Source organism: Halobacterium hubeiense (assembly GCF_001488575.1).
GTDB classification, from domain to species: Archaea; Halobacteriota; Halobacteria; order Halobacteriales; family Halobacteriaceae; genus Halobacterium; species Halobacterium hubeiense.
The window spans coordinates 2,245,621-2,257,955 of the sequence record NZ_LN831302.1; the positions used below are offsets into that span (position 1 = coordinate 2,245,621).

The window sequence follows — 12,335 nt, forward strand, 5'->3', positions numbered from 1 at the left end:
CATGAGCCGATTCGCCGACGTACCCGACCAGTACGACCCCGAGGACGTCGAGGACCGGGTGTTCGACTACTGGGAGGCCGTCGACGCCTACGAGCAGGCCAAACAGCACCGGGCGGACGGCGAGGACTTCTTCTTCGTGGACGGCCCGCCGTACACGTCCGGCGCCGCCCACATGGGGACGACGTGGAACAAGACGCTGAAGGACGCCTACATCCGCTACCACCGGATGCAGGGCTACGACGTGACGGACCGCCCGGGCTACGACATGCACGGGCTCCCCATCGAGACGAAAGTCGAGGAGGAGCTGGGCTTCGAGTCGAAGAAGGACATCGAGGAGTACGGCGAGCAGAAGTTCATCGAGGCCTGCAAGGAGTTCGCCGACCGGAATCTGGAGGGCCTCCAAGCGGACTTCCAGAGCTTCGGCGTCTGGATGGACTGGGAGAACCCTTACAAGACCGTCGACCCGTCGTATATGGAAGCGGCGTGGTGGGCGTTCGACCGCGTGCACGAGCGGGACCTCGTCGAGCGCGGGAAGCGCTCCATCAGCCAGTGCCCACGCTGTGAGACCGCCATCGCGAACAACGAAGTGGAGTACGACGACGTCGAGGACCCCTCCATCTACGTCACCTTCGACCTCGACGACCGTGAGGGGTCGCTGGTCGTGTGGACGACGACGCCGTGGACGATTCCCGCCAACGAGTACGTCGCCGTCGACGAGGACGGCACCTACCAGCAGGTGCGCGCGACGAAGGACGGCGAAGAGGACGTGCTGTACGTCGCCGAGGAGTGCGTCGAGGACGTACTGACGGCGGGCCGCTACGACGACTACGAGGTCGTGGAGACGTTCTCCGGAAGCCACATGCTCGGCTGGTCGTACACGCCGCCGCTCGCCGAGGAAGTGCCCGCGAACCCCGTCGGCGCCGACGGCACCCACGAGGTCTACCACGGCGACTGGGTGGAGGCCGACCGCACGGGCCTCGTCCACTCCGCGCCCGGCCACGGTGAGGAGGACTTCGCGCGCGGCGAGGAGCTCGGCCTCCCGGTGTTCTGCCCGGTCGGCGAGGACGGCGTCTACACCGCGGAAGCCGGCGAGTACGAGGGGCAGTTCGTCCGGGACGCCAACGACGACATCATCGACGACCTCTCGGAGAAGGGCGCGCTGCTCGCCGAGGAGACGGTCACCCACTCCTACGGGCACTGCTGGCGCTGTGACACCGGCATCATCCAGATCGTCACCGACCAGTGGTTCATCACCATCACCGACGTCAAGGACGAGCTGCTGGAGAACATGGAGGACTCGGAGTGGCACCCGCAGTGGGCGCGAGACAACCGCTTCCGGGACTTCGTTGAGGACGCGCCGGACTGGAACGTCAGCCGGCAGCGCTACTGGGGCATCCCGGTGCCCATCTGGACGCCCGAGGACTGGAGCGGCGACATGGACGACGTGCTCGTCGTCGGCACCCGCGAGGAGCTCGCGGAACTGGCCGACCAGGACGTCGACCCCGAGACGGTGGACCTCCACAAGGACACCGTCGACGACCTCACCATCACGCACGAGGGGACGACGTACACGCGCGTCCCGGACGTCTTCGACGTCTGGCTGGACTCCTCGGTGGCGTCGTGGGGCACCCTGAACTACCCCGAGGAGGAGGAAGCCTTCGAGGAGCTGTGGCCCGCCGACCTCATCATGGAGGCCCACGACCAGACGCGGGGCTGGTTCTGGTCGCAACTCGGCATGGGCACCGCGGCGATGGGCGAGATTCCCTACGACGAGGTGCTGATGCACGGCTACGCGAACATGCCCGACGGCCGCGGGATGTCCAAGTCCAAGGGCATCACCATCGAGCCCAACGAGGTCATCGAGGAGTACGGCGCCGACCCGATGCGCCTATTCTTGCTGTCGGTGAGCCCGCAGGGCCAGGACATGCGGTTCTCGTGGGACGAGACCGAGAACATGCAGCGGGACCTCAACATCCTCTGGAACGTGTTCCGGTTCCCGCGGCCGTACATGGCGATGGACGACTTCGACGCGAACGTCCCCGAGCCGTTCGGCGGCGACGGCTCGGGCGTCTCCGTCAATGACGTCCACCTCGAAACCGTCGACCAGTGGCTGCTGTCGACGCTCCAGCGCGTGAAGGCCGACGCCACCGACCACTGGGAGGCCTTCGAGCAGCACAAGGCCCTCGACGAGATTCTGGAGTTCGTCACGGGCGACCTCTCCCGGTACTACGTGCAGGTCGTCCGCGAGCGCATGTGGGAGGAGGGCGACTCCGAGTCGAAGACCGCGGCGTACGCCACCCTCCAGCGGGCGCTGCTTGAAGTAACTGCGATGCTGGCGCCGTACGCGCCGCTCGTGACGGACGAACTCTACCAGCACCTCACGGACGGCGACGCCTACGACACCGTCCACATGTGCGACTGGCCCGAGGTCGAGGAGCGCTACCGCCAGCCCGCGCTCGAAGACGACGTGGCGGCGCTCCGTGACATCGAGGAAGCCGGCAGTCACGCCCGCCAGCAGGCCGGCCGGAAGCTCCGCTGGCCCGTGACGCGCATCGTCGTGGACGCCGACGACGACCGCGTCGCGAGCGCGGTCCGCGACCACCCGAGTCTGCTCCGCGACCGCCTGAACGCGCGCCGCATCGAGGTCGTCGACGAGGGCGAAAACTGGGACGAACTGGCGTTCAGCGCGCGCGCCGACATGAGCGTGCTCGGCCCCGCGTTCGGCGACGACGCCGGCGAGGTCATGCAGGCGCTCAACGACGCCCACGTCGAGTCCGCGGACCTCGATGCGCTCGCCGAGCAGGTCAGCGAAGAGCTCGGCCGCGACATCGAACTCACGCCGGAGATGGTGGAGTTCGTGGAGGAAGCGCCCGAGCACGTCGCCGGCGCGGACTTCGACGGCGGCACCGTCTACGTCGACACCGAACTCGACGAGGACGTCGAGAGCGAGGGGTACGCCCGCGAGGTCATCCGGCGCGTCCAGGAGATGCGCAAGGACCTCGACCTCGCGATGGACGCCGAGATTCGCCTAGACGTCGTGGTGTTCGACGACCGCGTCGCCCGGCTGGTCTCCGAGCACGAGGACCTCATCGAGGAGGAGACCCGCGCCCGCGAGCTCGGCGAAGTCGAGGACGGCTACCGCGAGGAGTGGGACGTCGAGGGCACGAAGATGGCGCTCGAAATCGAAGAGCTGTAGGCGGCGAGGACGAGCGGCTACTCTCGGGCGTTACCAGTAGTTGTCAATCGGTTCCTCCATGCAGAGTAGTGGATGAAATAGCCGCGACGTGCAGGGGACGTAGTCACTGTTAGGGGGCTTTCCATAATCCATAGCAGAACAGGCCAAGGCCGACTATGAAAATTCCGAGGGTAACTTCCCCCAACACAGGGTCGTCAAGCCATGAGATGACACAGCCCACGATAATCGCCATACCGAGGGACGACGACGCAATACTTAGACGTTTCCGATATCTGATATCCTTTTCATCCATTATATCGTATAGAATGTATTTTTGATCCTCCTACATAATAGATAGGCTATACGCTGTCCTACGTATCCATTCGCCGCAGTCAATTTCAGAAGTGGTTCTGAATAAAAGAGATCGCGCTCTCAACAGCTGTTACAGCGACTGCAGCGCGTCCGCGACGGCGGGCGCAGCACTGACAGTAGAGACGGCGCGCTCGATGGTGTCGGTGCCGTAGACGGCTTCGACGCCGGCGTTTGCGAGCTTCAGGCGGGCGTTCCCCGCGAGCAGGGGGTGGACGCAGGTGACGTAGACGCGCGCAGGGTCGTCGAGTTCGCCGACGGCCTCGCTCATCGTGGAGCCGGTGGCGATGATGTCGTCGACGACCACTACGTCGCGGCCCGAGACGTCGACGTCGCTGGGCGTGACGGTGACGTCGCTACCGGAGTGACGGTGTTTCTCGAAGTGGTCGGTATCGCCGACGCCGTAGCCGTCCCGGACGGATTGAGCGAGGCCGACGGCGCCCTCGTCGGGCGCGAGGAAGACCGGGTCCGCGAGGTCCGCGGGCAGCGGGTTCGCGAGCCGACCGGAAGCGTCCACGCCGGTCGCGGGCACATCGAAGAAGCCGAGAACGCTCTGCTCGTGCGGGCAGACGGTGAGCACGCGGTCGGTGCCCGTGGAGATGGCGCGCGCCATCGCGCGGGCCGAGACGGGTTCACCGGGCTCGAACGCCTCGTCCTGGCGCGCGTATCCCATGTAGGGAATCACAGTAACAATTTCGTCGGCGCCGGCCTCGCGGGCGGCGTCCTGCAGTTGGAGGAGTTCGACGTGGGCGTCGCTGGAGACCGTGGAGGCGACGACGACGGCGCGACCGTCGATGGGTGGGACGCGGACGATGCGCTCGCCGTCCGGGAACGACTCGTACTCGACGCGCGCGAGGTCGTCGCCGAGCTCCGCCGCGAGCGCCGCGGCGAGCTGCTGGGTCGCGGACCCGCTGAGTATCATACCAGACGGGAGGCCTGCCGGCGGCTTACGCGTTTCCCTCGGCGACGACCGCCAGCGCGGACGCCGCGCGCAGCCCGAGGCTGCGGTGCCGGAACCCGTCGCCGGCGTCGGCAGCGAGCGCGCCGTCGGCGGTAAGCACGACAACCGCGTCGGTCGCGTACGCGACGTCCACCACGGCGTCCTCGACTGGGAGCTCGCGGGCGCGCCACGCGTCGGCGTCGTCGCCGGGCGCGTGCTCGTACAGCGAGTCCGCGGTCGCGGCGTGCGCGCGCCCCAGTTCGCCCGCGTCGGCGGTCACGGGGTCGCTGGTGGCGACCTCGAAGGCGCCCTCGATTGCCTCCATCCAGCCCGCGCCGAGCCGGTAGAGCCCGTCGGGCGTCGCGGCCAGCGGGACGCCGGCGGCCGCGACGTCCTTCGCGTCGTCCAGTCCGACCGCCGAGAGCCCGTCGTCCGTGAGGCGGTGGACGCCGTCCGCGGCGGCGACGAGGTCGGCATCGAGCGCGCGCACGTCCGCGACGGTCCCGACGGACTCCCACGAGCCGTCGTAGCGCGCGAGCCGGCCGTCCTTGCCGGCGGCGAGCACGTCGCCATCGTAGCCCGTGACCGCGACCGCGGGGCCGAAGCCGGTCTCCGCGAAGCCGTCGTCGTCCCCGAGGAGCACGTCCTCGTCTGTTGCTGCGGCGACGCCGCGGGCGGTCGCCGCGACATCCCGGGCGGTACAGCGCTCGGCGAGGCTGAACTCGCCGATTTTGTCCTGGGAGACGCGCGCGACGGCGACGCCGAGGTCGGCGGCGACGTACGCGTCGACGGTCTCGGACTGGTCGGTGTAGACGCGCTTCTCGCGGATGGTCGGCATACGTGAAGGCGTCTCGCGGGCCGGCGTTAGCGTTGCGGTTGCCCGCTGTTCGGGAAAGCCCTTTGGCGTGGCTGCCGTATGCGGGGCCATGCGACGGCGGACGGTGCTCGCCGCGGTGGCCGCGCTGGCCGCCGGCAGCGGCTGTTCGCGGGTCGTCGGCGACGACCCAGTGGAGGTCCGGGTGCGGCGCGCCGGCGAGGCCGCCGTCGAGAACGCCGACGTCTACTGCCCGCTGTCCGCGACGTTCCTCGAAGCCCACCCCGCCCTGGAGCGCGTGCTGTCGTCGGCGACGACCGCGCCCGACGGCGAGTGGGTCGTCACGGACGTCGACCGGGAGACCGGCGAAGCGCTCCGCGCGGACCTCCGGGAGCGCTGCGGGCAGGTCGGCGCCGTCTACCGCTACGACGGCGACGAGTACCGGGTGCGCGTGCTGGTCGACGGCCACACCGTGCAGAACCGGAACAGTTCGGCCAGTTCGGAAGCGATTAGGCGCGGGCGGCCGCAGGAACGCACATGAAAGTGTTCGGGTCCAGCGGCACCCGGGGCGTCGCAAACGAGGAGCTCACCCCCGGGTTCGTGCAGGGGGTGGCGAAGGCCGCCGGGTCGGTGTGGCGGGCCGACCGCGTGGCGGTCGCGCGGGACACGCGGACGACCGGGGGAATGCTCGTGAACGCCGCGACCAGCGGCCTCCAGAGCGTCGGCGTGGACGTCGACCGGCTCGGCGTGGTTCCGACCCCGGGCCTGCAGGCGTACGCCGAACGCGAGGCGATTCCGGCAGTGATGGTGACCGCGAGCCACAACCCCGCCGAGTACAACGGCGTCAAGCTCGTCGGCGCGGACGGCGTCGAGCTCCCCGTGGACGAGCTCGAGCGCATCGAGCGGAAGTTCCTCACCGAGCAGTTCGACGAGGTGACGTGGGCGGACGTCGGCGCCGACGTCGACGTTGAGTCCGCGCGCCGCGAGTACGTCGAACAGCTGCTGGAGGCGGTGGACCGGGAGGCCATCGCGGACGCGAACCTCACGGTCGCGCTCGACCCCGGCCACGGCGCGGGCGCGCTCACCAGCCCCGAGTTCTACCGCCGGCTCGGCTGCAAGGTCGTCACCGTGAACGGCCAGCCCGACGGCCACTTCCCCGGCCGCGACCCCGAGCCGGTCGCCGCAAACCTCGGCGACCTCGGCGACCTCGTGCGCGCGACCGACGCGGACGTCGGCATCGCCCACGACGGCGACGCCGACCGCGCCATCTTCTTCGACGAGCGCGGCGACTACGTCGAGGGGGACGCGACGCTGGCGGCGCTCGCGGAAGCCGAACTCGGCGAGGGCGACACGACGGTGTCGGCGGTGAACGTCAGCCAGCGCCTCGTGGACGTCGCCGAGCGCACGGGCGCGGACCTCGAACTCACGCCCATCGGGAGCACCCAGATTATGACCCGCATCCGCCAGCTCGAGTCCGAGGGGGAGACCGTGCCGGTCGCCGGCGAGGGCAACGGCGGGGTCATCTTCCCGGGCTACCGGATGACCCGCGACGGCGCGTACACGGGCGCGCGCTTCCTCGAACTGCTCGCCGAGCGAACCGCAAGCGAGGTCGTCGCACCGTACAGCGACTACCACAACGTCCGCATCAACGTCGGCTACGACGACGACGCCGAGCGCGAGGCGCTGCTCGGTGCGGCCGAAGAACAGGCGCTGGACGCCGACGCCGAACGCACTACCATCGACGGCTACCGGCTCGACTACGGCGACGCGTGGGTGCTCGCCCGGCCCTCGGGGACGGAGCCGGTCGTCCGCATCTACGCGGAGGCCACCAGCGAGGAGCGCGCGCGCTCGCTCGCCGACGAGTTCGCGGCCGCGCTCCGCGCCGCGAAAGCCGGCGTCTAGAGTCGGTCGAGGGCGTCCCGGAGCTCCCGCTCGGCCTCGCGGGCCGCTTCGAGGTCGTTGGCGACCCCGGACTCGATGCGCTGTTTCTCCGCCTCGGTGAGTTCGTGTTCCGCGACGGCGGCCGTCCGCAGCCGCTGGTAGTCGTCGTCTCGGACTCGGCGCCGGACTGCGTGTAGCGCCGCGAGCACGTCGTCGTCGGCGAACCGCGCGACGACCGAGACGAGTTCCTCTAGGCGGTGCTTTAGTTCCTCGGCGGGCGCGGGCGGCCACCCGACGGTGAGCGGGTCGGCGTCCAGTCGGTCGAGGTACGTGCGGTTGCCGCCGACCGCGCGCTTCAGGGCGCGGGGTTCGGCGACGTAGTGGTCGAGCTTCGACGGCGAATACTCCGCGTACTCCAGCAGCTGCGGGAGCGGTTCGGTGCCGGCCTCGCGGTCCGTGACGAACGCCGCGAGATCCTCGGGCACGGGCTCGAAGCCCACCAGCGGGTACGACTGCGTCGTCGCCACGAACCCCAGCACGTCGCGAGCGGGCGCGGATTCGCGGAACGACGCGAAGGCCTCGCGCACCCGCTCGTCGTACGTCTCGATTGGCTCCCGGAGCGTCTCCACAGGCGCGTCGAGGTCGGCGTTCCCGAGCCGCTGGAGGCGTTCTAGCTGTTCGACTTCCTCTGCGTACTCGTCGGCGCGCGCTTCGAGACGCTGGCGGGTCTTCACATAGTCGTCGCGCGCGGCCTCGAGGTCGTCCAGCCGGCCGACGAGGTCGCGGGCGTCCGCGAGCCGGTCGCGGGCCTCCGCGAAGTCGCTCTCCGAGAGGCGCTTCTTCTTGAAGAGGTCCAGCAACGACTCGAAGGCTTCCCGCTCCGGGAGGTCGTCGTCGAGGTCCTCGACGTACGCCACGAGGTCGTCCTGGAAGTCGATGTAGGACTTGAAGTCCCCTGTTCCGGTGGCGTCGGCCTCGTACTGGTCGAACAGCCGTTCGAGGCCGTCGAGGGCGTCCCGGAGGTCGCGGAGCCGTTCCTTCCCGACGTCCGCGACCGCAGCGCGGGCGTCGTCGCGAGCGTCCCGCGCGGCTTCGAGGTCGGCGACGAGGCCGGACGGGTCGGTCGTGCGGGCGGCCTGCGCGTCGGACATTACGTGAACGGTGGGCGCTCGCGCTGATAGGCTTTCTGTGCGACGCAGGGCAGCATCGTGGAACACCACGAATGGTCCAGACAGCACCGCCTCGAAAGGGGCGAGGCTCCGTTCAACCCGCCCGTTGCCGGTTGATCAGCCGGTAGCGGGGTGGACTGAAAGGGGCGGCGGACTCGCGCTCGCGTGGTCGTCTCGCGACGCAAGCACCGCAGGAGCGAGCACAGCGAGTGCGAGGCCGACCAACGGGAGGCCTCGGAACGTGCGAGCGGTGACCGAAGGGAACCGCGAACGAACGACCGCAAGCCCGCCGGGGCTTTCCGGGTGTCGTGCACGACGAACTGTGGAGGAGAACCGAACCCAAGCTCACACGACCAGCCGCGCGAGCCACATCGCCGCCGCGGCGCCCAGCGGGATGGAAGCATTATCGTCGATGACGTAGCCGCGGACCACTGGGTTGGTGCCGTCGGCGACCGTCGCGGCGAGCGCGCCCGCGGCAGCCGGCACGGGCGCCACGCCGAGCAGGCTCGCGATGGCCATGCAGATGCCGAACGTCGCGAGCAACACCCACCCCTGTTTCACTTCGAGCCCGCTGGTCTGGGAGAGCAGGCCGCTGGCGGGGTCCGCCAGCGCCAGCATCAACATCGCGGGCACCGCAACCACGGGGGCGAACAGCCACGCGGTCGCCGTCCACGAGAACACGTACAGCGCGTACCCCGCGGGATTGTCCTGCTCGTACTCGCGCGTCAGGCGGTCGAAGATGCGCCACGAGACGTACCCCGAGAGCCGCAGCGCTTCGAGGGCGGCCGCGACGACCGACCCCGCGACGAGCAGCCACTCGACCGCCGGCCACGGCACCACGCCCGCGAGGAACGCCCCGGGGAGGAGTGCGCCGCTGGCGTGGACGAGCCGGCGGTCGAGTTCGCTCACCGTTACAGGTCCGCGAACTCGCGGTTGCCGTCGGCGAGCCCCGCCACCACGTCCGCCAGGTCGTCGATGGCCACTCGCACCTGGTCGGTGGTGTCGCGGTCCCGCAGCGTCACCGTGTCGTCCTCCAGCGAGTCGTAGTCGACGGTCACGCAGTACGGCGTCCCGACCTCGTCCTGCCGGCGGTACCGCCGGCCGATGTTCCCGGAGTCGTCGTACGTCACCGACAGCCCGGCCTCGCGGAGGTCCGCCGCGAGGTCGCGGGCGCGCTCGCCGAGGCCGTCCTTGTCCATCAGCGGGAACACGCCCACCGTCGTCGGCGCCACTTCCGCGGGCAGCCGCAGCACGTCGCGCGTCTCGCCCTCCACTTCGTCCTCGTCGTAGTTGTGCGCCAGTACCGTGTACACCGCACGGCCGACGCCGAACGCCGGCTCGACGACGTGCGGGATAATGTGGCGACCGGATTCGGTCTGCTCCTCGACGGCGAAGCCGGTCTTCTCGGTGGGGACCGTGACCTCGTCGCCGTCCACCTCGACGGTGACTTCCTCGCCGTCGAACGCCGAGCGGTCGCGCTCCGCGAGCGCTTCGAGGGCGTCCGCGACCGCCGCCGCGTCGCCGCCGAACTCCGGCCCGAGGTAGGCCATGTCGGGGTCCACGGTCGCGCGCTCGACGGTCTTGGGCTCGTCGTACTGCTTGAAAATCGTGAAGTTGTCGTCGGCGTGCTCGCTGTGCTTCGAGAGGTCGTAGTCCGTGCGGGAGGCGACGCCCTCCAGTTCAATCCAGTCGCCGCCGACCTCGCCCTCCGCGTCCCAGCAATCGGAAGCGTAGTGCGCGAGCTCGCCGGGGAGGTGCTGGCGGAACCGGAACCGCTCCATGTCCACGCCGACGCGCTCGAACCACGCCTTCGAGCGCGCGAGGAAGTACGCCACCCACTCGTCGCCCACGACGCCCTCCTCTAAGGCCTCCTGGGGCGTCAGGTGTTGGTACTCCTCGCCGTCGGACTCCTGGGCGTCGGCCGAGTACAGCGGCAGTTCGACGTCCGCGACCCGGGAGAGGTCGGGGCCCTCGCCCTCGGGGTCGACGAAGAACTCCAGCTCGGCCATCGTGAACTCCCGGGTGCGCACGAGCGCGTTCCGCGGGCTGATCTCGTTCCGGTAGCCCGTCCCGATTTGCGCGGCGCCAAACGGCAGCTGGTTGCGCGCGTACTCCTTGAGCCGGGGGAACTCCGTGAACATCCCCTGCGCGGTCTCCGGGCGCAGGTAGCCCGGCTGGCCGTCGCCCGGCCCGATGGTCGTGTCGAACATCAGGTTGAACTCGTCGACGGATTGCCCCGAAAGCGGCGCGCCACACGTCGGACACGCCAGGTCGTGCTCGGCGATGATGTCCTCGACCTGCTCCGTGGGGTAGGTCTCGGCATCCTCGATGTCCGTGTTGTCCTCGACGACGTGGTCCGCGCGGTGGCTCTCCCCGCACTCCGCGCACTCCACGAGCATGTCGTCGAACCCGTCGAGGTGGCCGGACGCCACGAACACCGGCTCGGGCGTGACCGTCGGCGCGTCGATCTCCATGTTCCCCTCGCGCGTGACGAAGCGGTCCCGCCACGTCTCCTCGACGTTCCGCTTCAGCGCCGCGCCCTCCGGGCCGTACGTGTAGAACCCGGAGACGCCACCGTACGCCTCGTTCGCCTGGAAGAAGAACCCGCGCCGCCGCGCGAGCTCGTCGAGCTCACTCATCGCTCAACCCCGCCAGCAGGTCCACGTCCCGCACGATGCCCACGAGGCTGTCGCCGGACACCAGCGGCACCTGCTCGATGTCGTTGGTCAGCATCGTCTGTGCAACCTCGCGAGCGGTCCGGCGCTTCGTCACCGTCACCACGTCGCTCGTCATGAACTCCCGCGTCGGCGCCGCGGGAATCTCGACGTTCCGCGTCGGCAGGTAGCGCGCGCCCACCGCCTTGATGGACTCCCACTTCCAGTCGTCGTCGTCGTCCGCGATCGAATCACCGGTGTCGGCCTCGCCCTCGACGACGCGCGCGACCTCGATGACGTCCACTTCCGTCAACATTCCCGCCATCTCGGCGTCGTCGCCCAGCACCACGGTGTAGGGGACGTTCGCGTACGAGATTTCGCGCTCGGCGACGGTCAGCGGCGTCTCCGCGTACGTCGTGTTCACGTCTTCCCGGGCGAGTTCGCCGACCTCCGTGTCACCGTCCTCCTCGCCATCCGCGATCGCGCGTACGACGTCCGTGACCGTGATGATGCCTTCGAGGCGGCCGTCCTCGACGACCGGCACGCGCCGCGTCCCCTCGCGGTGCATCAGCGCCGCGACCTCACGGACGGTCGCCGCCGTGGTCGTCGTCGGCACGTCCCGCATCAGCATCGCGAGCTGGTCCTCCTCGGGGTGCTCGATGAGGTCGTCCCGGGAGACCAGTCCCCGGTACTGTTCGCCGTCATCGCCCGGCTTCACCACGGGCACGGAGGAGAACGCCCGCTCCTGAATGTACTCGAGGATGTCGTCCCGCGTCCCCGGAAGCTCGACGGTAACCACGTCGTCCCGGGGGGTCATCGCGTCAGCGACGTTCATGTAGGCGTCGTACTTTCCCCACCCATTTGTAGGCTACGACACCGTATTACAGAGTTACACCGCCAATTACAGCCGTTCCCAAGTCGATTTCTCCACGTTCCCGGAATGAAATAACTGCGAAACACAGGTGACTGCGACACCGACGTCGACACCGGCTTCGGTCGTGCCTGCCTAGACGACCTCGCAGTTGGTCTGCCCGCAAGAATGCTGAGCTATCTCGACCGCTGCTTCGCCGGCCCGTTCCGGATTTTCGAGACGCCCGATTTCGAAGAGAGTCCACTCTCGGAGCTCATCTGATCCCCTCCCTCCGCCAGTAGTGTCGTTCACGTGAGCGCCGAAATCCCGTGCTTCAGCCGGTTATACTCTCTGAATTTCTCTGTAGTTTCTGCAGCAACATCATCGAACTGCATCAGATCTGCCGACACTGGGACCCCTATCCGATACCGAAATCCGGCCGTATAGGGCCGGATTGAGGGGTTTGCATCTCGGACTCCAATT

Annotated in this window: 9 protein-coding genes; 3 read left to right on the forward strand and 6 right to left on the reverse strand. The window is 69.0% G+C overall.

Features of this window, described 5'->3' with window-relative positions:
* Position 1 precedes the first annotated feature (1 nt).
* On the forward strand, positions 2-3,196 hold the full coding sequence (gene ileS / locus HHUB_RS11920; RefSeq protein ID WP_059057824.1) for an isoleucine--tRNA ligase: 3,195 nt from the start codon (positions 2-4) through the stop codon (positions 3,194-3,196).
* Positions 3,197-3,617: 421 nt separating this feature from the next.
* Here ileS and HHUB_RS11925 read toward each other — a convergent pair whose 3' ends face one another.
* Complete coding sequence (locus tag HHUB_RS11925) at positions 3,618-4,466, reverse strand: ribose-phosphate diphosphokinase (protein WP_059057825.1); 849 nt, start codon at positions 4,464-4,466, stop codon at positions 3,618-3,620.
* A gap of 25 nt (positions 4,467-4,491) precedes the next feature.
* Entirely contained in the window at positions 4,492-5,322 is an 831-nt protein-coding gene (locus HHUB_RS11930) for an HVO_0234 family beta-propeller protein (protein WP_059057826.1), read from the reverse strand.
* 88 nt (positions 5,323-5,410) lie between these two features.
* Between HHUB_RS11930 and HHUB_RS11935 the strand changes: the two genes are divergently transcribed.
* A complete protein-coding gene (locus HHUB_RS11935) occupies positions 5,411-5,839 on the forward strand; it encodes a hypothetical protein (RefSeq protein ID WP_059057827.1) in 429 nt (142 codons plus the stop codon).
* Positions 5,836-7,200, forward strand: coding sequence for a phosphoglucosamine mutase (gene glmM, locus HHUB_RS11940; RefSeq protein WP_059057828.1), 1,365 nt, complete (start codon positions 5,836-5,838; stop codon positions 7,198-7,200). The genes HHUB_RS11935 and glmM overlap by 4 nt, the downstream gene beginning before the upstream one ends.
* On the opposite strand, the gene HHUB_RS11945 is transcribed toward glmM, so the two are convergent.
* The 4 genes from HHUB_RS11945 to HHUB_RS11960 all read right to left on the reverse strand — a co-directional run bounded on the left by HHUB_RS11945 (position 7,197) and on the right by HHUB_RS11960 (position 11,837).
* Positions 7,197-8,330, reverse strand: a complete 1,134-nt coding sequence (locus HHUB_RS11945; RefSeq protein ID WP_059057829.1) for a DUF7118 family protein — start codon at positions 8,328-8,330, stop codon at positions 7,197-7,199. The genes glmM and HHUB_RS11945 overlap by 4 nt on opposite strands.
* A 363-nt stretch (positions 8,331-8,693) precedes the next feature.
* Entirely contained in the window at positions 8,694-9,257 is a 564-nt protein-coding gene (locus HHUB_RS11950; RefSeq protein WP_059057830.1) for a hypothetical protein, read from the reverse strand.
* Positions 9,258-9,259: 2 nt separating this feature from the next.
* Positions 9,260-10,987, reverse strand: a complete 1,728-nt coding sequence (gene glyS / locus HHUB_RS11955) for a glycine--tRNA ligase (protein ID WP_059057831.1) — start codon at positions 10,985-10,987, stop codon at positions 9,260-9,262.
* The gene (locus HHUB_RS11960; protein WP_059057832.1) at positions 10,980-11,837 is read right to left on the reverse strand and encodes a CBS domain-containing protein; all 858 of its coding nucleotides are present in this window, start codon (positions 11,835-11,837) and stop codon (positions 10,980-10,982) included. The genes glyS and HHUB_RS11960 overlap by 8 nt, the downstream gene beginning before the upstream one ends.
* Positions 11,838-12,335: the final 498 nt, after the last annotated feature.

Excerpts from the sequence above, each read along its gene's own strand:
- ileS (WP_059057824.1), top strand. The coding sequence starts at position 2 with ATGAGCCGATTCGCCGACGTACCCGACCAGTACGACCCCGAGGACGTC.
- HHUB_RS11925 (WP_059057825.1), bottom strand. The coding sequence starts at position 4,466 with ATGATACTCAGCGGGTCCGCGACCCAGCAGCTCGCCGCGGCGCTCGCG.
- HHUB_RS11930 (WP_059057826.1), bottom strand. The coding sequence starts at position 5,322 with ATGCCGACCATCCGCGAGAAGCGCGTCTACACCGACCAGTCCGAGACC.
- HHUB_RS11935 (WP_059057827.1), top strand. The coding sequence starts at position 5,411 with ATGCGACGGCGGACGGTGCTCGCCGCGGTGGCCGCGCTGGCCGCCGGC.
- glmM (WP_059057828.1), top strand. The coding sequence starts at position 5,836 with ATGAAAGTGTTCGGGTCCAGCGGCACCCGGGGCGTCGCAAACGAGGAG.
- HHUB_RS11945 (WP_059057829.1), bottom strand. The coding sequence starts at position 8,330 with ATGTCCGACGCGCAGGCCGCCCGCACGACCGACCCGTCCGGCCTCGTC.
- glyS (WP_059057831.1), bottom strand. The coding sequence starts at position 10,987 with ATGAGTGAGCTCGACGAGCTCGCGCGGCGGCGCGGGTTCTTCTTCCAG.
- HHUB_RS11960 (WP_059057832.1), bottom strand. The coding sequence starts at position 11,837 with ATGAACGTCGCTGACGCGATGACCCCCCGGGACGACGTGGTTACCGTC.